The organism is Synechococcus sp. A10-1-5-9, from assembly GCF_047716785.1.
GTDB lineage: Bacteria > Cyanobacteriota > Cyanobacteriia > PCC-6307 > Cyanobiaceae > Synechococcus_C.
In genome coordinates, this window is record NZ_CP180406.1 from 2,268,917 (window position 1) to 2,293,352 (window position 24,436).

Sequence of the window (24,436 nt, forward strand, 5' to 3'; positions counted from 1 at the left end):
ATGAGCGGGCGGAGGTGATTCAGCTAGTGGGGCTGATGAGCTGAACGGAAATCACAGAAGGTCTGGAAATGCGTTTGATGCGTCCACGCACATTCACGTGCACGTGGTCGTTGTCGCGTTCGAGAAGGGAGCCTTGTTGCCGTAGTTCCCTGCCTTCGTTATCGCGGTAGAGGACTTCAACCGGATAACTGCGAAACGTCTGGAAGTCCCGATCGCTCTGGAGCTGATCCCCGATTCCAGGACTGCTGATCTCCAAAACATACGCCTCAGTGAGCAGTGTCTGCGATTCGAGCGCTTCTCCCATGGGTCTACTGAAACCTGCGCAGTCATCTAGAGACACGTCAGAACCATCACTGCGACGGATCTGCACCTGCACCGTCATCGGCTGAAGGTGGGTGAGAATCTGAATGCCTGCCAGCTCAAAACCTTGAGCTGCAGCTGTGGCTGCAGCAACGGAGGTGATGTCCGGCAGCAGTGGATGGGGCAAGGGCTAGGCGAGAGTGATTCGGGCTCAGGCCCGATGGTTGATGCTGTGATCACCCTCCCGGAGAGAGGTACTCACCAGGCCTTTCCTAAATGTAGGTGATCGAGGTTCGGCTGCTGGCTTCTGGATCGTTGTCGCGCTGATTTTGAAATCACCTGATTCACGGCCTTCCCAGGCGGGACTGTGGGCTATCAGAACCGTGTGCTGCTTTCATCAGTGAATGGAGATGAGCCTCGATTGCATAGGCACCCTGGTTGCCTACGAGATCCTGCCGACGATCGCAGCGAAGCCCAGGGTGGATGGTGGCGAGCGAGTGATTCAGGTGCTGGGTGCACTCTCCAGTTCCATCTTGTTCAGCACCACGTCAACAGGAATTTGGCTCGAGAAGCGGCAGGCGCAGGTCTCTGCAGCATCAAGACTCCCATGCTCCCAGTACTTGTTGCTGCCGTTTCCGCCTCCGCAAAACCCGTAGTACTCGCAGGTTTGTTGACAGCGCTCTGTTCCGGCCTGCATCTCCTGCAACAGACGCTGAAATGTGGGGCTTTGCGTCGCATCCAAGAGTGAGAGATCGCGGATGTTGCCAAGGTTGAACAATCCGTATCGCTCGGTTTCCACCGAGAGCAGCTCCGGGTCGAAGGTGGAAAAGTTGCCCTTCGCATCCACGCTCAGAATCGCGTAAGGACGGTTCATTTCGTTCTGCAGCAGACGTTGGCCGCCGGCGATCATTCCCATCACCTGGTCGAATTCCCGGATGCGCAAAGGAAAACCGTCCTGTTGATTGAGGGCCCAGAAACGGGAGAGAAACTCGCGGTAACGACGTTCCTTGGCCAGTCCCTGCATCGAGGAGTTGGTATGAACACCCTCCTGCTCCTCCACGTTGAACCCAAGTGCATGGATCCCTTCATCGCGGAAGAAGGTGTACATGCGCTCGGGTTGATCAAGAGCATCCTCAGTGAGCACGGCGATCGCGTGAAAGTCGATGTTGTGCTTTCTGAGGGTGTGGATGCCATTCAGGGTGTTCGCATAGGAGCCCTGGCCATTGCGGAATCGCCTGTGGCTGTTGTGAATGTCTTCGGGACCGTCAATGCTTACGCCCACCACGATGTTGTTGCGTTGAAAGCAGTCACACCAGGCGTCATTGATCAACGTGGCATTGGTCTGAATGTGCTGCTCAATCACCACCCCCTGGGCCTGAAGATCAGCAGTTTCCCGATTGATGATGACGCTGGCTTCGTCATAAAAAGCAGCCGGCAACGTCAGGGGTTCTCCGGCGTGCCAGAGAATCGAAAGATGGGGACCCCAAAACGGACTTTCGTACACCCGCTCCAGCAGCAGGGGTAGCTGCTGCTGGAGGTTGAAGATGTTCCGCTTCTGTCGGTCTGGCAGGTAGCAGTAGCTGCAGTCGAGATTGCAGAGGGAGGTCGACTGGATCACCAGAAGACCGATGGGGCCGTAATCAGACGTGTTCACCAGTTCGCGAATCCGCCGCGGTAGCCATTGGCGAATCCGCCGCCGCCGCCGTTAGCAAAGCCCCGGCCACCGTTGCCCCAGGCCCGGCCACCGTTACCCCAGGCCCGGCCACCGCCGTTGCCCCAGGCCCTGGCAATGGAGTCGGGGGTGCTGCCGGTGATGCCGTTGCTGTCGAGGAGAGCCCAGGCCTTCGTTCCCATCCGTTCAATGCGCTGTTCGAGCGCATTGCCGAGATCAGGCTCGCGGTGCACGGCGGCTTTCGAGGACTCGCAGAGAACGGCGCTGGTCGCAAGGACGGCGATAAGGCTCAGCAGACTTGTTTTGTTCATGGTTCAGAAATGGGAATGGACGAACGGGTCAGGGTCAGGACTGCTTGTTGAATTCGGCTGCAGTGGACAACACGATCGTGAAGAAGCTGCCGATCTGGTCATCACTGAGGCCCAAGGTGCTGCCGGTTCCGATCCAGCGGTTGATCTCAGTGCGGACTTCGTCGTTGTCGTTGACATAGGCCGAGAGCAGACGTCCGATGGCCAGGTTGCTCATGTTCAAAAGCTTGGGTGTGGTTCCAGCCACCACGCAGCCGATGCCGGAGCGTGCATAGGGCAGTGCGGGGACCAGGGCTGCTTCGGGCGCGGTTGCAGCTTGGTTGGCCTTCAGCCAGAGACTGTCGCCGCCGAGAACCTTCACTGTTCCATCCTTGAGCGCGGCAAGCGCTTCGTCGGGGGTGTCGAAGAACTGGAAGGAGGCGTCATCCACCGATGAGGCCAGAACATTGGCAGCCACGCTGTCTTTCACCACACCAACCGTCTGCCCATTCAGGCTGTCGGGGGTTCCATCGTTGCCTTTAGGGGCCAACACCCTTACCCCACCCATGGCGAAGGGAAGGGTGTAGGTGAGGGTGCGTTGGCGTTTCCAGCTGAACGCTACGCCACAGGCGATATCAGCCGCTCCGGAACGGATTTTGTTGAGTCCTTCCTGCGCCGATCCAACGGCAACCGGTTCGATGTCGATCTCCTTGTCTTTTTTCAGAGCGGACACATTGAGTTGATCCCGGATGGCCTCGAGAACCACGAAGGACAGGCCGTCGTAGTTGTCACCATCCTTCTTAACCATCGGCAGGGCATTGCCAATGACAACTGCACGAAGCTTGCCTGAGTCAAAAACGTTGCTGGTCGATTGCTCTGGAGCTGATGCGGAGGATTGTGAGCCAGTCGTTTTGCTTGCTTCTTTGTTCTGGCAAGCAACCAGAGCCAATGTGGAGAAGGCGAGCAGGCCGGTGGCGGCTCTCTTGATCAGACGCATGACGACGCAGTCAGGACGTATCTCGTTTACGTCTAGACACGCGCGGCAGAAGCGTCCACTACATCTGGACAAATGATGCCTGATTCGGATCGGTGCAGGACTTGATCACGCCATCAAGCCGCGCCACCATCGCCGAGCTGAATGGCGCTGATTTCCTCGAATCCATCACCTGGCTGGGGTGTCCCACGCAGGGCTGGATCCTGGTTGATGCACTGCTGCTTCTGCTCGTCGCTTTTGAGGTACTGGCAAACCCTCGCCCAGAGTTTGCTGCGAGTGCCGGGAGTTCCTCTGCTGAAGATCACTCGGTCAGAGGTGGAGCCTTCTACTTGGATCTCGACTTGGCAGAGCGCGCAGCGTTGAAATCCCGGTTCAGTGCTCGTCATGGAAAGAGTTCATCAGTCCGAGAAGGTTAGAGGCCTCTCCTCGACAGCTGCCTCACCAGCGGATGACGACCCCGGGGCCACCATTGCCCCAGCCGATCCCGCCGCCATTGCCCCAGCCGCCATTGCGGAACCCACCGTTCCGCCACCCTCCATTGCGGAACCCACCATTGCCCCAGCCGCCATTGCGCCATCGCCGTCCGCCGCCGTTGCCCCAGCCACCACCGTTTCTCCAGTGGCGTGCAAGGAGTTCCTTGTGCTGATTTTGGAGCTGTTCAAGATTGAGAGCATTCACGCGCTGCTCGAGAGCCAGACTCGGATCCGGTCCGACGAAAACGCTGGCAGAGGCGCCCTGTTGGAGTGTGCTGCAGGCGGCCATCAAGGTGAGCAGGCTGAGCAATGGGTTTTTAAAGGTCATGGTGATTTGGAGGTGTGGGGTCATAGCAGCTATGCGTGAGCGGTGTTTCAGTCGGTGCGATCCGTGTCCTTCCGGAATCCCGTCACCGTTGCCAACACAACGCTGTAGTAGTGAGCAATATCGTCATCGTTTAAGCCCACATCACTCCCACTGCCGATCCAGCTGTTGATCTCCTTGCGAACGGCTTGATCCCCGTCCACGTAGTCCTGCAACACCCGGCCGATGGCAATGTTGCTGGCGTCCAAAAGGGATTCGTGGCCTTCAGGTACCACGCAAGCCACGGCTGTCCGGGCGTAGGGCTGATCAGGCACCAGATTGTCCTTGGGTGCAGCTGCTTTACGGCTGGCTCGAAGCCAGAGGCTGTCTCCGCCAAGGATGCTGATTGTCCCGTCCTTGAGGGCTTCCAGTGCTGCTGCGGGAGAGGGGAAGAACTGGAACGTCGCTGCTTCAAGGTTGTTCGCCAGCACCGAGGCGGCCACGCTGTCCTGCACCACGCCGATGGTCTTGCCCTTCAGGCTGTTCGGGGTGCCGTCATTCCCTTTAGGCGCCAAGAGTCGGATTCCAGTTGTGGCAAAAGGCAGTGTGTAATCGACCCGGGTCTGTCGTTCCCAGCTGAAATCCATGCCACAGGCAAGGTCTGCCTTGCCTTGTTCCAATAGCGACAGTGCTTCGCGCACGTTTGTTACTGGAACCGTCTGAATGGCAATCTTCTTGCCATCGGTGTGGATGAGCTGATCGCGGATTGCTTCGAGGAACACAAAGCTCAAGCCGTCGTAGCCCGCGTCTGTTTTCGTCGTTAAAGGAAGCTCTTCTCCTACAACGACGGCCCGGAGTTGCCCTGCAGTCCGGCGGTTTGTTCCAGTGTCAGTTGAAGGAAGCTTGGCTTGGCAACCAAAGGCCATAAAGCCAAGCGCACAGACCAGTGCGGGCCTCAGGACACGATGGAAAGGCATGGGGCACACGTTGCTGGTGGGATGTCCCTCTCATTGGTAGGGAAATCCGGTTCAATTGGCCATGCCCTCTAGCGCTGGCATGTAAGGAGCACCCATGCTGATGACGTGACGAGAAGGGTAGAGAGTGCATGTTGATCACCATCGACGAGTCCTTCCGCACGCTCAGTCAGCACCTTCAGGGTCTGGCTCGGCACCATCAGATTTTGGTGGCCACTGACAATCGCCCCTATGCCCTGGCTCTGGCCAGTTGTTTTGCTCTGCATCACGACGAACACCCCAGTCGGCTGGTCGGAATTGCCACGACGCAGCGAGAAGCGTTGGCATGTCTCGATGAAGTCCGCGGACCTTTGTTGGCTTTCGTGAGTGAGCGTCTGGATGAGGGCAGAGGGTTCGACCTCATCACCGAGCTCAAGCAGCGCTCTGTTCATCAGTCACCCATCGACACCGTGTTCACCCTGGAGCAGACGAATCCACTCTCAATTAAACAGGCAATTGCAGGTCCATCCAATGTGATTCTCACCCGCGGAAGCCTTGATCTGATGACCATCGTTAATGCGGTGGAGTCGATCCTTGAGGGCGTGCGGTTTGTGGATCCTTCCATTTTTCCAGCCCTGCAGTCGAGGAATTCGGGACAAGCCCATGCTCTCTCCGACAGAGAGCGAATGGTGCTTCAGCAACTTTGCAATGGTTTGACCAATCGGGAGATCGGTGAGGCACTCACAATTGCCGAGACCACAGCGAGAGGGCATGTGCAATCGATCATGCGCAAGTTGAATGTGAAGGATCGAACCGCTGCTGCGGTTGAGGCAATGCGTCGTCACTGGGTGGATTGACCAGGTTGGACCGGCTTTAAAACTGACGTATGTCTCGGTTATTCGTTGCGAGATTTTTGTGAGCTGTGACTCGTGAAGCAAGTGGCAAAATCGAGTATCAGCCTTTAGTCCTCATGATTTCTCTCGCCGAGTCTCACTGATGATGGGTATGGATCCCAACGCCCCATGATCAGTTTCAGAGTTGGGCCGGTGGTGTCATAGTTGAAGATGCAGGGAATGGTCTCAATTGTGTGACCTTTACTCCTGCCTCGTGCAATGACACTGTCCCCGCTAATTGCGAGATTTTAATCAGCTTCAATGTGCAGGTTGTAGGGCTGCCTCACAGTGGCCTTTTGAAGAGAAGTCAATTCTGTGCGCCTGCACAGGCTTCGATGAAGTTGGCCTCTATGTCATCCGATGGCATGACGGATGATTTGATGGTTTTGTCAAACTTTAGGCGTGGCGATTGTCCAGAGCTCATTCATGGTGAGGATGCTTTCTTCACCTCCAGTGATGGAGTGTCCATTGGTTTGGATATCCACTCCGGCCAGGTCCGATCTGAAAATATGTCGCTTCGCTGGAATGTCCTGGCTGTGAAACAGGCAGGGTCCGTTGGTTTCAATGTCCATGTTCCATCTTGGCGCGGACAAAGCGATTCGCGCAGGATTGAAAGCTCTCTGCGTTCTTGATATCAACGGCGAAGGCGAGCCGACGGGGCTGTTGGATTTTCCTATGCACGGGATGCTTGGGCGCGATTCTGGTATAGCTGTTTGAGGAAGACCCTTCTAGGGCTCCTCGCGATGCGAATCACCCTTTCCCCTGCGGGGGTAGGGGCTTTGCCTGTGAATGTCATTCGAGGGTTGCAATCCATTGCGCCATGCTGTACTCATGTGTGGATTGAGATGTTGAAATGCTTGCAAGTACGAAGATCTGCAACGAATCTGAATTGTGACTGATATATCAATGAATTTGACTGGATCTTACCGATAACCCTCCAATTGAAGGGTTTCATTGAAAGGCAGACAAAGTCCAGAATTTTAGAAGTTCTGAGTTCTTTTTGTGGCTTTCATCGGTGGTGGTGTTGATCGTGTTGTTGGCACGTCAGGTGTGGTGGCAGGGTTTGATCCCCTGCGTGATCGACTGGACTTTGGTGATATCTCTGTTCACGGCATGATTCTCGGCAAGCTGGTTGATGGATCGGCTGTCATTGTGAATCCATGGCAGCAGGATTCTTATCAGCGCATCACTGATCTGAATGGTGATCCTGTGCGCTGGGATCAGTTGGCTATTGAGAATTTTGCTCCAGTCGGTAACGAGCATCTCAGGGCTGATGCGGGAGGCGTGATTTCCTGGGAGCTCGGTGTGGGGCCTCGCAGTGATGCGATCGCTGCTGATGCAGAGGGACGCATCGATTTCACGGAGCCTGGTGCTGCTGTGAGCGAAACAGTTTATATCCGCTCCCATGAGTATGGAGTGCAAGAAGTTGTCAGTAACTTTGATCCTGAAAATGACAAGATCAGTTTCATCTACCTTGGAACACGGGAGCGTGTTTCGGCTGTTGATACTGATCAGGGACTACTGATTTCTGTGGAGACCAGTGGTCAAAGTGTGTTGATTGAAGGCGTGCAATCAACGCAGCTGCGGGCTGACAATGTCGAGTTTCATTTTGATCAGGTTCGAGAGGACAATTTGGAAGCGGTTCTGGGGTTCGATCAGAACGATGTCGCGCTTGTTGATCGCACCGTCTTGCTCACTCCGGCCGCACCCACTGGTGCCAGCACGGATGGTTTTCAGGTTGAGCTTGGGAATCCCGTTTATTCCATCGGCGCTCAGCTCGCCAGCGCTGACCCTGCTGACCACTCTGGTCATGGGGATCAGGACCACTCCGGCGGTCATCACCATAACCATGGTTATGCCGCGGGCACCTTTCATCTGCAAGCGAGCGGAACTCTTTATTGGGGCGGGATGAGTGGAACGCTCACGATCACCAACATGTCGGATCGTGCGATTGAAAACTGGTCCGTGAGTTTCGAAACGCCCCACAGGGATTTCCAGAGCTGGGCCGGTGATGCAGTGGTTGAGGCCCTTGAGGGTGGCGGCAATCGGGTCACCCTGACCCCTGCGGCCTGGAACAGCACCATCGGCGCAGGCCAGAGCATTGCTGTGAGTTTCAACGCCGAGAGTGTGGGCTTGGACAACAGTGGTGAGCTCAGCAGTGCTCTGTTCTTTCTTGCTGGGCAAGGCCTTGTTGAGGAAGGACCAGATCAAGACACCACTCCGCCGTTCGAACCTCCCAGCCCTGAGGATGCTTTCGTTGATGATGGGGATGACAACGCTGGTTCTGGCGATGGGGCTGCTGAGACCAACACTCCGGTCGCCCCTTCAGAGACAACACTGCCGCCAACGCCTCAGGGCGATCGATTCAGCGACCTCAACATTATTCAACCGAAAGAAAAAAAGACAGGCCAGTACCGCTTCATTGGAACAGCGCAACCGGATGCCCTGATCAGCACAGCCCAAAAAGACATCATGACCGGGCGTGGCGGTGCCGACCTCTTTGCATTCATCAGAACTGGAGGTCCCATTGATGTCGTCACCGATTTCAATCGTCTAGACGAAGACAAGATCGGCATTGACGTCGAAACATTTCCTGGTATTGACACAATTGATCTGGCCATCGCCAACAACAAAACGGAATACCAACAACTCAAGCAGTCAGATGCAAGCATCATTTATCAAGCCTACATAGGCAAACTTGTCTATAACGAAAATGGCTCAAGGAAAGGACTCGGCAGCGACGATGCTGTGATTGCCAAATTCAAGGGCAATCCCTTGATCAACAGTGATGACATTGTTCTTATCAAAGCCAGTTCCACGCCAAGCAGCCCACAGGACGACCCAGACTCGAAGCCCCCGACTGAGCCTGCAGATTCATCCCTGGTGGAAGAGCCAGAACCTGGAGAGGGCTCTGCGGAGGTGATTGCCGATCCCGGTAAGAGAGTGGTGGCTTATTTCGAGGAATGGGGGATTTACCAGCGTGATTTTCTGGTGAGTGATATCAACGTAGGAGAACTTACCCATGTCAACTACAGCTTCTTTGATGTGAAAGCCAATGGTGATGTGCAGTTGTTTGATTCCTGGGCCGCGACGGACAAACGCTTCAGTGTTTCTGATCAGGTGACTCGAACATTCTCTGCAGCTGAGTGGAAGGAGCTAAGTAGCAACCAGCGTAATGTTTATTCGCAAGGTGGAGAGTTCAAGGCCAATACCAACGGTGATGGGTCCGTCACGGTGACAGGTGTGCCAATGGATTGGAATACGCCAGTGGATTACGTGGGCAATCTGCGTCAGTTCGATCTGCTGAAACAACTCAATCCCGAGATCAATCTCGGTCTCGCTCTTGGAGGCTGGACACTCTCGGATGAGTTCAGTCTGGCCGTTGATTCAGCGGCGGATCGGGAGGCATTCACCAGCAGCATTGTCGACACACTTCAACGCTTTGATTTCTTTAACACAGTGGATTTTGACTGGGAATATCCCGGTGGTGGCGGCGAGACCGGGAATGCTGTTAGTCCTGAAGACGGGGTTAACTTTGCGCTCACTCTTGAGCTGTTGCGCACCAAACTCGATGCCCTGGAAACTTCTACAGGGGAGGAGTATGAGATCTCCGTGGCCACGGCCGGTGGCTATGACAAACTCGCCAATCTCAATCTCACAAGAATCGATCCCTACGTTGATTTCTATAATGTTATGACTTACGACTTTCATGGTGGCTGGGAATCGGTCACCGGTCATCAGGCAGCGATGGCGAATGATCCCGGTGGATATGACGTTGTCACAGCGATCCAACAATTCCAGGACAATGGCATCGATTTAAGCAAGGTTGTTTTGGGTGCTCCCGCTTACACGCGAGCCTGGGGCAATGTCGATGCCGGTGGGACCCTTGGTCTCGGGAATCCAGGTGATTCCAGGCAGGCTCCAGGATCTTTCGAGCCAGGGAATTACGACCAGAAGGATCTGATTACCGGGGTTGCTGATGGCTCGTTCACCTTGGTTTGGGATGACGATTCCAAAGCGGCATTCGTTTACAACGCAAACACGCGCGTTTGGAGTTCCATCGAAACTGCTGCCACGATTGCTGGCAAAGCGGCCTACGTGGATGCTCTTGGTCTTGGCGGGATGATGTTCTGGGCACTGTCCAACGACAGCAATGGCGATCAGAGCCTGATCAGCGCTGCCTCCGACCTCCTGTGGGGTGGTGCCACCCCGGATGAGGTGATGGCCCGCAGTCTGCAATTTGACTACGTCCTCGGTGGTGATGGGCAGTTCGGTCTCGACGACTTCACCCTCCTTGCCTGAAGGACGGCCCTAGCGTGAGTTAAGACGTTTCACTCAATGTCTGTGGGTTCTGGTCGGTCATTGATTCTCAGGCTCTTGAAGGTTCAAGCAGTTCTCGCCGCCATGCTTTTGAGCCTGTTGCAGCCGATGCAGGTGATAGCAGCTTCAGCTGCGTTGCCGGGTAGCCATAGCTTTGTCGCCGATGCGGTCCGTGATGTGGCCCCGGCCGTCGTTCGGATCGACACCGAGCGTGTGGTGGAACGTCAGCCTTTTGACCCCAACCTGATCGACCCACTGCTGCGTGATCTTCTCGGTGAGCCTGGCTTCGGTTACGGCCCAGAGCGCCAACGCGGTCAGGGGTCAGGGGTGGTGATCGACCGTCAGGGGCTCGTTCTCACCAACGCCCATGTTGTCGAGCAGGTGGAGGACGTGAACGTGACCCTGGCCAATGGCGATCAACGCGATGGTGAGGTGATCGGTCGTGATCCGGTCACCGACCTTGCTCTGGTTCGATTGCGTGGCACCTCTCTTCCGCCTTCTGCTCAGCTGGGCGATTCTGAGGCTCTCGAGGTTGGTGACTGGGCCATCGCCCTCGGCACCCCTTACGGCCTGGAACGGACAGTCACGCTCGGGATCGTGAGCAGCTTGCACCGCAATATCAGCAGCCTTGGGTTTTCCGACAAGCGTCTTGATCTGATCCAGACCGATGCTGCGATCAACCCAGGAAACTCTGGTGGTCCTCTGGTGAATGCGGAAGGCCGCGTGATCGGGATCAATACGTTGGTTCGCTCTGGACCTGGGGCTGGACTTGGGTTCGCGATTCCCATCAATCTTGCCCGTCGTGTAGCCGAGCAGCTTCAGGCTTCCGGTGAAGTTGTGCATCCTTATCTCGGCGTTCAGCTGATTGCGCTCACCGCTCGCATCGCTCGGGAGCACAACGAGGATCCCAATGCCTTGGTTGAGCTCCCGGAACGAGCGGGAGCCCTAGTGCAGTCCGTCCTCCCGAACAGTCCGGCCCAGAGGGCGGGACTTCGTAGAGGAGACCTTGTGATCCAGGCCGGCGATGTCCCCATCGCCGATCCCCAGGATTTGTTGCAGCAGGTGGATGATGCTGAGATCAACAAGCCCCTCGCCCTATCCATCATTCGCGGGGAACAGGATCTGCAACTTTCAGTCAAACCGGAGCCCTTGCCGGGAATGAGCTGAAACTCTTGCTACGGTCGCGCCGATTACTAGCGGACCATGTCGGAACTTCAGAATCAGATGAAGCAGGCCGTCGCTGATGCTGCAGTGGAGCAATTCCAAGACGGCATGGTGGTCGGGCTTGGGTCCGGCTCAACAGCGGCCCTCATGATCAAGGGATTGGGTGAACGCCTTGCAGCAGGTCAACTGAACGACATCGTGGGAGTCACAACGTCTTTCCAGGGTGAAGTTCTTGCAGCTGAACTAGGGATCCCTCTCCGCAGCCTCAATGCGGTGGACCGAATCGATCTGGCGATCGACGGTGCTGATGAGGTCGACCCTTCGTTCCAACTCATTAAGGGTGGTGGTGCTTGCCATGTGCAGGAGAAACTTGTCGCTGCTCGAGCTGACCGTTTCATCGTGGTGGTCGATTCCACCAAGCTCGTGGAGCGTTTGAATCTTGGGTTTTTGCTTCCCGTCGAGGTCCTGCCCGGTGCCTGGGTGCAGATTCGCCAGCAACTGAATGCCATGGGTGGCGAAGCCGAACTGCGCATGGCCACCCGCAAGGCCGGTCCTGTGGTGACCGATCAGGGCAACCTGGTTCTTGATGTGCGATTTGAGGGTGGCATCGCTGATCCCGCTTCTCTTGAAAAGGAGATCAACAACATCCCCGGCGTCCTTGAGAACGGTCTGTTCGTCAACCTTGCTGACGAGGTCTTCGTTGGACAGGTTGATGATGGTGTTGCCAGCGCACGCAGCCTTGAGAGGGCCCGCTGATTTCAGCTAAGACGAATCTTCACCGAATTGGCATGGCTGTGAAGTCCTTCACTGCCGGCCAATTCCATAACAGCACCACCGGTGGCTTCGAGGGCTTCACGGCTGAATTCAATCAGTGAGGTGTGACGCATAAAGGTTTCCACGCTGAGAGCACCGCTGTAACGCGCTGCGCTACAGGTGGGCAGCGTGTGATTCGGGCCAGCGAGGTAGTCCCCCACAGCCTCCGGACTCCAGGAACCGATGAAAATCGCACCAGCCTGTTGGATTCGGTCCGCCAGCATGCGAGGCCGTTCGACTAAGAGCTCGAGGTGCTCGGGGGCAAACCGGTCACTCAGCGACGCGCAGGTTTCGAGGTTGTCGCAGACCACGACGAGTCCCCACTGCTGCAAGGATTGCCGGCAAATGGCTTCCCGTGGGTGCTTTTGAAGTTGTTGCTCCAATTCAGCAGGAAGCGCCTCTGCCAGAGCGCTCGCGGTGGTGAGCAGGATCGCAGCCGCCAACGGATCATGTTCTGCTTGGGCCAAGAGATCAGCTGCAACCTGTTTCACGTCTGCCGACGCATCGGCAATCACCAGCACTTCGCTGGGGCCAGCGAGTGAGTCAATTCCCACCTGCCCGTAGACGAACTTCTTGGCCAGAGTCACGTAAAGATTGCCAGGCCCGCTGATCACGTCGACCTTCGGGATGGTTTCGGTGCCGAACGCCAGGGCCGCTATCGCCTGAGCCCCTCCGATTCGATACACCTCGCGGATACCCGCTAGGTGGGCGGCTGCCAGAACGGTGCGGTTCACCGTTCCGTCGGTGCCACCGGGGGTGACCATCACAAGCCTCTCCACCCCTGCCGCGCGTGCCGGTACAGCGTTCATGAGCACTGTGCTTGGGTAAGAGGCACGCCCTCCTGGGACATAAAGGCCCGCGGCTTGAACAGGACGCCAGCGTCTCCCAAGACGCTCACCATGCACTCCTTTGACATCGAGGTCCAGAGGTTTCTGCCGCTGGTGGAAATCCTGGATCCGTCGATGGGCGAGTTCCAGAGCGTCCCTGAGATTGGCAGGCGTTTCGTCCCAGGCGCTCTGCAGCTCTGAGCCAGGGACTTGGAGTGGATCAGGGGCAAATCCATCGAACTGCTGCGTGAGCGCCATCAGGGCCTGATCGCCATCCATGCGCACCTGGTCAAGGATGGATTCGACGCTTTTTGCCGCTTCTCGCTGGGATTGGCCGGCTGTACGGGTCGCGATGCGATCGAGTTGCAGCTCCACATCGCCCGTCATGTCAATGCGATTAATCACAGAGGCATCAATGCTTTGAGGAGGGGGCGCTGTGGCGGCCACCGGCTGGTCATTCATTGGGTCACGTTAGTTCCAAAGCGGAACGACGGATGAGAAAGGATGCGCTGCGTTATGGTTATGGATTGTCGATCAGATCAAAGGCTCTGTGGCCAATAACAAGTCCTCAAAGAAGCGCGTCGAGATCGCTGAGCGCAACCGCCTTCAGAACAAGGCCTACAAGTCGTCGATGCGCACGCTGATGAAGCGCTGCTTCAGCGCTTGTGAGACCTACAGCGCCACTCCCGGGGATGAGGCGAAGTCCACGGTTCAATCCAGTATGAGTGCAGCGTTCAGCAAGATTGACAAGGCCGTGAAGCGCGGTGTTCTCCATCGCAATGCAGGGGCCCATCAGAAAGCCCGTTTAAGCATGGCGGTGAAGAAGGCGATTGACCCGGCTCCAGCAAGCGCTGGTTGACTTCCAGAAAGATTCAGACTTTCGGCAGAATGGGTTCTGAAGGCGCGTTTCAGGACCCGATGCCCACACCCACCCTGATCGACAGTCACTGTCACATTGTCTTCAGGAATTTCGATGAGGATCTCGACGCAGTTGCGGAACGATGGCGTAACGCAGGCGTTGCGTCACTGTTGCATGCATGCGTTGAGCCCGCTGAGATTCCGGCAATCCGTGCATTGGCGGACCGGTTCCCTGAGTTGCGTTACTCCGTGGGAGTTCATCCGCTTGATACTGAGCATTGGGCTGATGGCACCCAGGCTGTGCTGCGCGAAGCCGCCTGCACTGATGATCGGGTGGTGGCCATCGGTGAACTAGGTCTCGATCTGTTTCGAGACAAGAATCTGTCTGAACAACTCGCCATTCTTCGACCTCAGCTGGATTTGGCGGTAGAGCTCAACCTGCCTGTGATCGTGCATTGCCGCGATGCAGCTGAGCCCATGCTTGAAGAACTGCGCGCCCGTCGGGCCCAGGGATGTTGCCCCGCTGGGGTGATGCACTGCTGGGGTGGAACTCCAGAGGAAATGCATCAGTTCCTGGAGCTCGGCTTCTTCATCAGCTTCAGCGGCACGGTTACCTTCCCGAAGGCTGTCCCCACCCACGATTGCGCCAGGCAAGTGCCCCGGGACCGCTTCCTCGTTGAAACGGACTGTCCTTTTCTGGCCCCGGTCCCTCGTCGGGGTAAGCGCAACGAGCCAGCTTTTGTTGCGGCGGTAGCGACCCGTGTCGCTGAGCTGAGGGAGCAATCGATCGAACAAGTCGCCATGGACAGCACAGCCAACGCACGAGCCCTGTTCAAGCTGCCTTGACCATCAAGAAGCTCTTTTCGCGCCAAAGTGTAAGATGTTTTATTGGCCTGGTCAGATGCAGTTCACTGTTCTCTGGCTCCCGAAGCGTCCATTACCGATCGGTGCATTGACGACGTCAGCTGTTCTGACCCGAGTGTTCTGAAGCCAGTGTCGCGGTCGTTGTTCCCCGTCAGGGTGCCACTGCCGCTGTTTTGGTTGAAAGCAACAGTGCGGTCCGTACAGCTCCTCCTTCTAGGCCCTTATTACGTCCACCTTCTGATACTGCAGGTCTCCGCATGAGCAGCAGAGCGATTCAGGTCGCCAAGACCGCCACCTATCTCCCCGATCTGGTGGAGGTACAGCGGGCCAGTTTCAAGTGGTTCCTGGAGAAGGGCCTGATCGAAGAGCTGGAGAGTTTTTCTCCGATCACCGATTACACGGGGAAGCTAGAGCTTCATTTTGTAGGTAGTGAATACCGGCTGAAGCGTCCTCGTCACGACGTTGAGGAGGCCAAGCGACGCGATGCCACTTTCGCTTCGCAGATGTATGTGACTTGCCGGCTGGTTAACAAGGAGACCGGTGAGATCAAGGAGCAGGAGGTCTTCATCGGCGAGCTCCCGCTGATGACCGAGCGCGGCACGTTCATCATCAATGGCGCAGAGCGCGTGATCGTGAATCAGATCGTGCGCAGCCCCGGTGTCTATTTCAAAGATGAGCAGGATAAAAACGGACGCCGCACCTACAACGCGAGCGTGATTCCGAACCGTGGCGCCTGGCTGAAATTTGAAACGGACAAGAACGATCTGCTGCACGTTCGTGTTGATAAGACTCGGAAGATCAATGCCCATGTGCTCATGCGTGCCATGGGTTTGTCCGACAACGATGTGATCGATAAGCTCCGTCATCCGGAGTACTACAAAAAGTCGATTGAAGCGGCCAACGACGAAGGCATCAGTTCTGAAGATCAAGCTCTGTTGGAGCTTTACAAGAAGCTGCGTCCGGGCGAACCCCCTTCAGTGAGTGGTGGCCAGCAACTGCTTCAGACCCGTTTCTTCGATCCCAAGCGCTACGACCTCGGCCGGGTCGGTCGCTACAAAATCAACAAGAAGCTTCGCCTCACGATTCCGGACTCGGTTCGCACCCTCACCCATGAGGACGTGCTGTCCACGCTCGACTATCTGATCAACCTTGAGCTCGATGTGGGTGGCGCCAGCCTTGATGACATTGATCATCTCGGCAATCGTCGCGTGCGTTCTGTCGGTGAGCTTCTGCAGAATCAGGTGCGTGTTGGTTTGAATCGGCTCGAGCGGATCATCAAGGAACGGATGACCGTTGGTGAAACCGACTCACTGACACCAGCACAGCTGGTGAATCCCAAGCCTCTTGTTGCGGCCATCAAGGAATTCTTCGGCTCAAGCCAGCTCAGCCAGTTCATGGATCAGACAAATCCATTGGCCGAGCTCACGCACAAACGCCGCATCTCCGCCCTCGGTCCAGGAGGCCTCACAAGGGAAAGAGCCGGTTTTGCAGTGCGTGATATACATCCTTCCCACTACGGCCGCCTCTGCCCGATCGAAACTCCTGAAGGCCCCAATGCCGGCCTGATTAATTCCTTGGCGACCCATGCCCGGGTGAATGAATACGGCTTCATTGAGACCCCATTCTGGAAAGTGGAGAACGGACATGTCCTGAAGCAGGGGAATCCTATTTATCTGTCTGCCGACCTCGAAGATGAGTGTCGTGTGGCCCCAGGCGATGTCGCAACTGACAGTGAAGGCGCGATCCTTGCCGATCTCATCCCCGTGCGTTATCGCCAGGATTTCGAGAAAGTTCCCCCTGAGCAGGTGGATTACGTGCAGCTTTCACCTGTTCAGGTGATCTCTGTCGCGACTTCGCTGATTCCCTTCCTGGAGCACGATGACGCCAACCGTGCCTTGATGGGGTCCAACATGCAGCGTCAGGCGGTTCCTCTCCTGCGCCCCGAACGCCCCTTAGTGGGTACGGGTCTGGAAACTCAGGTAGCTCGGGACTCCGGCATGGTTCCGATCTCCCGGGTCAATGGCACTGTGACCTTTGTGGATGCCACCGCGATCGTCGTCCGAGACGAAGACGGTGTTGATCACTCCCATTATCTCCAGAAGTACCAGCGCTCCAACCAGGACACTTGTCTCAACCAGCGTCCAATCGTTCACCAGGGTGACCCGGTGATCGTGGGGCAGGTACTCGCGGATGGCTCGGCTTGCGAAGGCGGCGAAATCGCACTTGGTCAGAATGTTCTGATCGCCTACATGCCATGGGAGGGGTACAACTACGAGGACGCGATCCTTGTCAGCGAGCGTCTGGTCAATGACGACCTGTACACCTCAGTGCATATCGAGAAGTACGAGATTGAAGCCCGTCAGACCAAGCTTGGTCCTGAAGAGATCACCAGGGAACTTCCCAATGTTGCTGAAGAAAGCCTTGGCAACCTTGATGAGATGGGAATCATCCGCATCGGAGCCTTCGTAGAGAGCGGCGACATTTTGGTCGGCAAAGTCACTCCCAAAGGTGAGTCCGACCAGCCTCCTGAAGAGAAGCTTCTCAGAGCCATCTTTGGTGAGAAAGCCCGTGACGTTCGCGACAACTCCCTGCGTGTTCCCAGCACTGAGCGTGGACGGGTCGTGGACGTTCGCATCTACACCCGAGAGCAGGGTGATGAGCTGCCCCCCGGCGCCAACATGGTGGTGAGGGTGTATGTGGCGCAGCGTCGCAAGATCCAGGTGGGCGACAAGATGGCCGGTCGCCATGGCAACAAGGGAATCATCAGCCGGATTCTTCCTCGGGAGGACATGCCTTATCTCCCGGACGGGACCCCGGTCGACATCGTTCTGAACCCTCTCGGTGTGCCAAGCCGTATGAATGTCGGTCAGGTGTTCGAGCTGCTGATGGGCTGGGCTGCAGCGAATCTGGACTGCCGCGTCAAAGTTGTTCCATTCGATGAAATGTACGGGGCTGAAAAGTCTCAACAAACGGTGGAAACATTCCTAAAGGAGGCCGCCAAGCAGCCGGGCAAAGAATGGATTTACAACCCGGATGATCCCGGCAAGCTTCAATTGATCGATGGCCGCAGCGGCGAGCCGTTCGATCAACCTGTGGCTGTGGGGTACTCCCATTTCCTCAAGCTTGTCCACCTGGTGGATGACAAGATCCACGCCCGTTCCACCGGTCCATACTCCCTGGTGACCCAGCAACCCCTGGGTGGTAAGGCCCAGCAAGGCGGCCAGCGTTTGGGTGAGATGGAAGTCTGGGCTCTAGAGGCCTATGGCGCCGCTTACACCTTGCAAGAACTGCTCACGGTCAAGTCCGACGATATGCAGGGACGAAACGAGGCCCTGAACGCCATCGTCAAGGGCAAGCCGATCCCCAGGCCCGGTACACCGGAATCCTTCAAGGTGTTGATGCGCGAACTCCAGTCTCTGGGTCTGGACATCGCCGTGTTCACTGATGAAGGAAAGGAGGTGGATCTCATGCAGGACGTGAATCCCCGTCGCAGCACACCCAGCCGTCCTACGTATGAATCCCTCGGCGTCGCGGATTACGACGAAGACTGACGGATTGACGAACGATCTGACACAACGCTCCTTCTCCCTTAATCGTCAATGACCAACAGCAATCTCCGAACCGAAAACCACTTCGACTACGTCAAGATCACTTTGGCCTCTCCTGACCGGGTCATGGAGTGGGGGCAACGCACCTTGCCCAACGGGCAGGTGGTGGGTGAGGTCACCAAGCCCGAAACCATCAACTACCGCACGCTCAAGCCGGAGATGGACGGCTTGTTCTGCGAAAAAATCTTCGGGCCCTCTAAAGATTGGGAGTGTCACTGCGGCAAATACAAGCGTGTCCGCCACCGCGGCATCGTTTGTGAGCGTTGTGGTGTGGAAGTCACAGAGAGCAGGGTGCGTCGCCACCGCATGGGCTTCATCAAGCTCGCTGCTCCCGTGTCCCACGTTTGGTATCTGAAAGGCATACCCAGCTACGTGGCCATCCTTCTGGACATGCCCCTGCGGGACGTTGAGCAGATTGTTTATTTCAACTGCTATGTGGTGCTGGATCCCGGCGATCACAAGGATCTGAAGTACAAGCAGCTCCTCACTGAAGATGAGTGGCTGGAAATTGAGGATGAGATCTACGCAGAAGACTCAGAGATTGAAAATGAGCCTGTTGTGGGTATCGGCGCCGAGGCTCTCAAGCAGCTTCTCGAAGATCTCACCCTTGATGAGGTAGCCGAGCAGCTGCGCGAGGAGATCGCTGGCAGTAAGGGGCAGAAGCGGGCGAAGTTGATCAAGCGCCTGCGCGTGATTGACAACTTCATCGCGACCAATGCCCGTCCGGAATGGATGGTGCTGGATGTGATTCCGGTGATTCCTCCCGATCTGCGTCCCATGGTGCAGCTCGATGGTGGTCGTTTCGCAACGTCTGATCTGAATGATCTCTACCGCAGGGTCATCAACCGCAACAACCGATTAGCACGTCTGCAGGAGATCCTGGCCCCTGAAATCATCGTCCGTAATGAGAAACGGATGTTGCAGGAGGCTGTTGATGCACTGATCGACAACGGCCGGCGTGGCCGCACTGTGGTTGGTGCCAACAATCGCCCCCTTAAGTCACTTAGCGACATCATCGAGGGCAAGCAGGGACGTTTCCGTCAGAACCTCCTCGGCAAGCGAGTCGACTACTCCGGTCGTTCCGTGATTGTGGTCGGTCCAAAGCTGAAGATGCACCAGTGCGGTCTTCCCAAAGAGATGGCGATCGAGCTCTTCCAGCCGTTCGTGATCCATCGCTTGATTCGCCAGAACATCGTCAACAACATCAAAGCCGCCAAGAAGCTGATTCAGCGCGCCGATGATGAGGTGATGCAGGTGCTGCAGGAAGTGATCGACGGGCACCCGATCATGCTCAACCGTGCGCCCACACTTCACCGCTTGGGCATTCAGGCTTTCGAGCCCAAGCTGGTGGACGGTCGTGCCATCCAGTTGCATCCTCTGGTTTGTCCGGCCTTTAACGCTGATTTCGATGGAGATCAGATGGCCGTGCACGTGCCCCTGGCCATCGAAGCCCAGACCGAGGCACGCATGTTGATGCTGGCCAGCAACAACATCTTGTCTCCAGCGACTGGTGAGCCGATCATTACGCCATCCCAGGACATGGTTCTTGGCGCCTACTACCTCACAGCCCTTCAGCCCGACATCCAACCGGTTGAATTTGGCGATCGGTCACGCACCTACTCAGATCTTGAAGATGTGATCCACGCCTTTGAAGACAAGCGTCTTGGCCTGCATGACTGGGTCTGGGTGCGCTTCAACGGTGAAGTTGAAGATGACGATGAGCGCGAGGAACCCGTAAGCACTGAAACGCTCTCAGACGGCACTCGATTGGAGCAGTGGACTTACCGAAGGGACCGTTTTGATGACGATGGAGCCCTAATCAGTCGTTACATCCTCACGACTGTGGGCCGCGTCGTGATGAATCACACGATCATCGACGCGGTGGCAGCCACCTGACGCTCACGTTCGATCCGCTCGTCTTTTCATTCCTCCTTTCTCAGCGCTGTCATGACCTCCACTCCTTCTAAGTCCCGTAAGTCATCCTCCAAGGGCTCAAAGGCTGCCAAGGCTGCCGCCGCCGCCGCCGCTCCCAAGACTCGCCCTCTGGCGAAGACTCCACCCCCCTTCCGCAACCGTGTTGTTGATAAGAAAGGCCTCAAGCAACTGGTGGCCTGGGCTTACAAGCACCATGGCACTGCGGCCACGTCTGCTATGGCCGACCAGCTCAAGGACCTTGGGTTCCGCTACGCCACTCAGGCTGCCGTTTCCATTTCGGTGAACGACCTCAAGGTGCCTGAAGCAAAGCAAAACTTGCTTGGTCAGGCCGAGGAGCTGATCACCGCCACGGAGGAGTCCTATCGCCTTGGTGTGATTACAGAGGTGGAGCGCCACACCAAGGTGATCGATACCTGGACGGAGACCAATGAACGCCTTGTTGATGCGGTCAAGAAGAACTTCAACCAGAACGATCCGCTCAACTCGGTGTGGATGATGGCGAACTCTGGCGCCAGGGGAAACATGTCCCAGGTGCGCCAATTGGTGGGCATGCGTGGCCTGATGGCCAATCCCCAAGGGGAGATCATCGACCTGCCGATCCGTACCAATTTCCGGGAAGGACTCACCGTCACGGAATACGTCATTTCCTCCTACGGCGCCCGCAAGGGTCTGGTGGATACGGCTCTGCGCACCGCTGACTCCGGTTACCTCACCCGTCGTCTTGTGGATGTGGCGCAGGATGTGATCGTCCGTGAGGACGACTGCGGGACCAGCCGCTGCATCTTGGTGAAGGCGGAAGACGGCAAATACGGCAATCGACTGGTGGGGCGTCTCACGGCCGATCAGGTAGTGGGTTCTCAAGGGGAGGTGCTGGCTGAGCGCAACACCGAAATCGATCCTCCTCTCTCCAAACGTTTTGAGAAAGCTGGCGTTCAGGCAGTGAGCGTGCGTTCACCGCTCACTTGTGAGGCCAACCGTTCTGTTTGCCGCAAGTGCTACGGATGGGCCCTGGCTCATAACGAGCTGGTGGACCTCGGTGAGGCGGTTGGGATCATTGCTGCTCAGTCGATTGGTGAACCTGGAACCCAGCTCACCATGCGGACGTTCCACACTGGTGGTGTGTCCACCGCCGAGACCGGTGTGGTTCGCTCAAAGCTTGAGGGGACGGTGGAATTCGGCGCCAAGGCGCGCGTTCGTCCTTACCGCACCCCCCATGGCGTTAATGCTCAACAGGCAGAGGTTGATTTCAACCTCACGATCCAGCCATCCGGTAAGGGCAAGCCCCAGAAGATTGAGATCACCAACGGTTCGCTGCTTTTCGTCGACAACGGCCAAAGCATCGACGCCGATGTCACCGTTGCCCAGATCGCTGCTGGCGCGGTGAAGAAAAGTGTGGAGAAGGCCACCAAGGACGTGATCTGCGACCTGGCTGGTCAAGTCAGCTACGACCCCTCCATTCAGCCCCGTGAGGTCACCGACCGTCAGGGCAATATCACCCACAAGGCCCAGAGACTCGGCCGAATGTGGGTGCTGGCCGGTGATGTGTACAACCTGCCTCCGAATGCCCATCCGGTGGTGACCGCTGGGGCGACAGTGACGGAGGGTCAGGTGCTTGCTGAGGCGAGTCAGGCCAGCGAGTACGGCGGCGCCATTCGCCTGCGTGAAGCCCTAGGCGATTCCCGTGAGGTGCAGATCGTCACAACGGCCATGACCCTCAAGGATTTCAAACTTCAGGGTGAGTCCACCCATGCTGGAGAGATCTGGCATCTGGAGGCCAAGGACGGTACCCGTTATCGCCTCAACACCATCCCGGGGAGCAAGATCGGCAGCGGCGAGGTGGTTGCGGAACTCAATGATGATCGGTTCCGTACCCAGACCGGTGGTCTGGTGCGTTTTGCTCCTGGACTCGCCATCAAGAAAGCCCGCTCTGCCAAGAATGGCTACGAGGTGAACAAGGGAGGAACACTGCTGTGGATTCCTCAGGAAACCCATGAGATCAACAAGGACATCTCCTTGCTGATGATCACTGACGGCCAGTGGATCGAGGCCGGCACTGAAGTGGTTAAGGACATTTTCAGTCAGACAGCTGGCATTGTCACTGTCACCCAGAAGAACGACATCCTGCGCGAGATCATCGTTCGCGGAGGCAGTTTCCATCTCTGCACCGAGAAGAAGGCGCTTGAGCGTTTTCAAGGTGATGGCGTGATGGTCAACCCCGGTGAGCCAATCGCCAAGGGGATCAGCACCGAGACGATGGTTTATGTGCAGACGGTGGAAACACCTGAAGGCAGCGGTCTGCTGCTTCGACCCGTTGAGGAGTACACGATTCCCAACGAAGCTCAGCTGCCTGATCTGGGCCACGTCAAACAACCTAATGGACCTCATCTCGGCCTGAAGGCCAGCCAGCGTCTTGCCTTTAAGGACAACGAACTGGTTAAGTCTGTGGAGGGTGTTGAGCTGCTGCGTACGCAGTTGATGCTGGAAACATTCGACACCACGCCTCAGATGACCGTGGATGTGGAAGCGGTCCCCGACAAGCGCGCCAAGACGATCGAACGTCTTCAACTCGTCATCCTGGAGAGCATTCTTGTTCGACGTGACACCATTTCCGACTCCAGCCACGGATCCACTCACACCGAGTTGCAGGTGGAAGATGGCCAGTCGATCAAGGCCGGTGAGGTGATTGCCACCACGCAGATTCTCTGCAAGCAAGAGGGTGTTGCTCAGATGCCTGAGGCCACGGCCGATGAGCCTGTGCGTCGATTGATTGTGGAGCGTCCGGAGGACACGCTCACCATCAGCACCAACTCTCAGCCTGTTGTGACTGTCGGTCAGCGGATCGTGGATGGCGAAGAACTCGCTGCAGGTCAGCCCTCCGAATGCTGCGGTGAAATTGAGAAAGTCGAGAGCCAGAGCGTCACTCTGCGCCTGGGCCGGCCTTACATGGTCTCGCCGGATTCTTTGTTGCACGTTCGCGACGGTGATCTGGTGCAGCGCGGGGATGGACTTGCTCTGCTGGTGTTCGAACGCCAGAAGACGGGTGACATCGTTCAGGGCCTGCCGAGAATTGAGGAACTGCTGGAAGCTCGCCGTCCGCGTGAATCAGCGATTCTCTGCAAGAAGCCAGGCACCGTTGAGATCAAGCAGGGTGAAGATGATGAGAACACCACGGTGACGGTGATCGAGGCGGACGATGCCATCTCCGAGTACCCGATCCTTCTTGGGCGCAACGTGATGGTGAGTGACAGTCAGCAGGTGACTGCTGGAGAGCTGCTCACTGATGGACCCATCAACCCGCATGAGCTTCTGGAGTGCTTCTTTGAGGATTTGCGCAGCCGCAAGCCCTTGATGGATGCGGCGCAGGAGGCCATCGCCAAGCTCCAGCACCGTCTGGTGACCGAAGTTCAGAACGTCTACAAGTCCCAGGGCGTCTCCATTGACGACAAACACATCGAAGTGATCGTTCGTCAGATGACCAGCAAGGTTCGCGTTGAGGACGCAGGGGATACGACCCTGCTGCCCGGTGAGCTGATCGAGCTCCGTCAGGTGGAGGACACCAATCAGGCGATGTCGATCACCGGCGGGGCTCCTGCCGAATTCACTCCTGTTCTGCTGGGGATCACCAAGGCGTCCCTGAACACCGACAGCTTCATCTCCGCGGCATCCTTCCAGGAAACCACCCGTGTGCTCACCGAAGCGGCCATTGAAGGCAAGAGCGATTGGCTGCGTGGACTGAAGGAGAACGTGATCATCGGTCGCCTGATTCCTGCCGGCACCGGGTTCAGTGGTTTTGAAGAAGAACTGAAGGCCGAGGCCGGCCCGCACCCGGACATCCTGGCGGAGGATCCTGCTGGCTACCGCCGCATGCAGAATCTGCGTCCTGACTACACCGTGGACATGCCTGCGGCGCCAGCCGCCGATGCCACGGCCGTTCTTGACGATCCCAGTGATGCTGACCTGGAGGCCACCCGTAGCCGCCACGGCATCGATGCTGGCAGCAACTTCGCTGCTTTCGCCCGGCCTGATGCCGACAACGAGTTGAAGGAAGAGCAGGTGGTGGATGCTGAGGCGGTGGAGGGTCTGCAGGAAGAGGGGCTGCTCAGCGATGAATGAAGATTGCGCCTTTCACCGCGATCGTCAGTCCAATCTCCCCAAACTGTCCCTCCAGGTC

At 56.9% G+C, this 24,436-nt stretch carries 18 protein-coding genes; 10 read left to right on the top strand and 8 right to left on the bottom strand.

Features of this window, described 5'->3' with window-relative positions; translation table 11 throughout:
• Positions 1–19: 19 nt before the first annotated feature.
• From rimP to grrP (ACLM45_RS11970), 7 genes are all read right to left on the bottom strand, one after another.
• Complete coding sequence (rimP, locus tag ACLM45_RS11940; protein WP_415409491.1) at positions 20–487, bottom strand: ribosome maturation factor RimP; 468 nt, start codon at positions 485–487, stop codon at positions 20–22.
• 315 nt (positions 488–802) lie between these two features.
• Complete coding sequence (grrM, locus tag ACLM45_RS11945; RefSeq protein ID WP_415409492.1) at positions 803–1,954, bottom strand: cyclophane-forming radical SAM/SPASM peptide maturase GrrM/OscB; 1,152 nt, start codon at positions 1,952–1,954, stop codon at positions 803–805.
• Entirely contained in the window at positions 1,951–2,283 is a 333-nt protein-coding gene (gene grrA, locus ACLM45_RS11950; RefSeq protein ID WP_415409493.1) for a GrrA/OscA1 family cyclophane-containing rSAM-modified RiPP, read from the bottom strand. The genes grrM and grrA (ACLM45_RS11950) overlap by 4 nt, the downstream gene beginning before the upstream one ends.
• Positions 2,284–2,317: 34 nt before the next feature.
• The gene (grrP, locus tag ACLM45_RS11955) at positions 2,318–3,256 is read right to left on the bottom strand and encodes an extracellular substrate binding-like orphan protein GrrP (RefSeq protein ID WP_006043242.1); all 939 of its coding nucleotides are present in this window, start codon (positions 3,254–3,256) and stop codon (positions 2,318–2,320) included.
• A 113-nt stretch (positions 3,257–3,369) separates the two neighbouring features.
• Positions 3,370–3,639 (bottom strand): hypothetical protein, encoded by a 270-nt coding sequence (locus ACLM45_RS11960; RefSeq protein WP_415409495.1) that lies wholly within the window; start codon positions 3,637–3,639, stop codon positions 3,370–3,372.
• 52 nt (positions 3,640–3,691) lie between these two features.
• Positions 3,692–4,054, bottom strand: a complete 363-nt coding sequence (gene grrA, locus ACLM45_RS11965; protein WP_006043244.1) for a GrrA/OscA1 family cyclophane-containing rSAM-modified RiPP — start codon at positions 4,052–4,054, stop codon at positions 3,692–3,694.
• A 47-nt stretch (positions 4,055–4,101) separates the two neighbouring features.
• Positions 4,102–5,007: an extracellular substrate binding-like orphan protein GrrP gene (gene grrP / locus ACLM45_RS11970; RefSeq protein WP_415409497.1), complete on the bottom strand. Its 906-nt coding sequence runs from the start codon at positions 5,005–5,007 to the stop codon at positions 4,102–4,104.
• 128 nt (positions 5,008–5,135) lie between these two features.
• On the opposite strand from grrP (ACLM45_RS11970), the gene ACLM45_RS11975 reads away from it, so the two are divergent.
• The 5 genes from ACLM45_RS11975 to rpiA all read left to right on the top strand — a co-directional run bounded on the left by ACLM45_RS11975 (position 5,136) and on the right by rpiA (position 12,116).
• A complete protein-coding gene (locus tag ACLM45_RS11975) occupies positions 5,136–5,840 on the top strand; it encodes a LuxR C-terminal-related transcriptional regulator (protein ID WP_415409498.1) in 705 nt (234 codons plus the stop codon).
• A gap of 401 nt (positions 5,841–6,241) precedes the next feature.
• Complete coding sequence (locus ACLM45_RS11980) at positions 6,242–6,508, top strand: hypothetical protein (RefSeq protein WP_415409500.1); 267 nt, start codon at positions 6,242–6,244, stop codon at positions 6,506–6,508.
• Between the two features lie 370 nt (positions 6,509–6,878).
• Positions 6,879–10,178 carry a glycosyl hydrolase family 18 protein gene (locus ACLM45_RS11985; RefSeq protein WP_415409501.1) on the top strand — a complete coding sequence of 1,100 codons (3,300 nt, stop codon included), beginning with the start codon at positions 6,879–6,881 and terminating at the stop codon, positions 10,176–10,178.
• A gap of 36 nt (positions 10,179–10,214) precedes the next feature.
• Positions 10,215–11,363, top strand: coding sequence for a trypsin-like peptidase domain-containing protein (locus ACLM45_RS11990; protein WP_415409503.1), 1,149 nt, complete (start codon positions 10,215–10,217; stop codon positions 11,361–11,363).
• A 36-nt stretch (positions 11,364–11,399) separates the two neighbouring features.
• Positions 11,400–12,116 carry a ribose-5-phosphate isomerase RpiA gene (gene rpiA / locus ACLM45_RS11995; RefSeq protein WP_415409505.1) on the top strand — a complete coding sequence of 239 codons (717 nt, stop codon included), beginning with the start codon at positions 11,400–11,402 and terminating at the stop codon, positions 12,114–12,116.
• A gap of 2 nt (positions 12,117–12,118) precedes the next feature.
• On the opposite strand, the gene hisD is transcribed toward rpiA, so the two are convergent.
• Positions 12,119–13,387 (bottom strand): histidinol dehydrogenase, encoded by a 1,269-nt coding sequence (gene hisD, locus ACLM45_RS12000; protein WP_415411428.1) that lies wholly within the window; start codon positions 13,385–13,387, stop codon positions 12,119–12,121.
• 163 nt (positions 13,388–13,550) lie between these two features.
• Between hisD and rpsT the strand changes: the two genes are divergently transcribed.
• The 5 genes from rpsT (at position 13,551) to ACLM45_RS12025 (ending at position 24,378) form a co-directional block, all read left to right on the top strand.
• Positions 13,551–13,859: a 30S ribosomal protein S20 gene (gene rpsT / locus ACLM45_RS12005; RefSeq protein WP_413330948.1), complete on the top strand. Its 309-nt coding sequence runs from the start codon at positions 13,551–13,553 to the stop codon at positions 13,857–13,859.
• A gap of 59 nt (positions 13,860–13,918) precedes the next feature.
• Positions 13,919–14,704: a TatD family hydrolase gene (locus ACLM45_RS12010; protein ID WP_415409507.1), complete on the top strand. Its 786-nt coding sequence runs from the start codon at positions 13,919–13,921 to the stop codon at positions 14,702–14,704.
• Between the two features lie 275 nt (positions 14,705–14,979).
• The gene (gene rpoB / locus ACLM45_RS12015) at positions 14,980–18,273 is read left to right on the top strand and encodes a DNA-directed RNA polymerase subunit beta (RefSeq protein WP_006043256.1); all 3,294 of its coding nucleotides are present in this window, start codon (positions 14,980–14,982) and stop codon (positions 18,271–18,273) included.
• 48 nt (positions 18,274–18,321) lie between these two features.
• Entirely contained in the window at positions 18,322–20,226 is a 1,905-nt protein-coding gene (locus ACLM45_RS12020) for a DNA-directed RNA polymerase subunit gamma (RefSeq protein ID WP_006043257.1), read from the top strand.
• A 51-nt stretch (positions 20,227–20,277) separates the two neighbouring features.
• Positions 20,278–24,378 (top strand): DNA-directed RNA polymerase subunit beta', encoded by a 4,101-nt coding sequence (locus ACLM45_RS12025; protein WP_415409509.1) that lies wholly within the window; start codon positions 20,278–20,280, stop codon positions 24,376–24,378.
• The last annotated feature ends 58 nt before the right edge of the window (positions 24,379–24,436 follow it).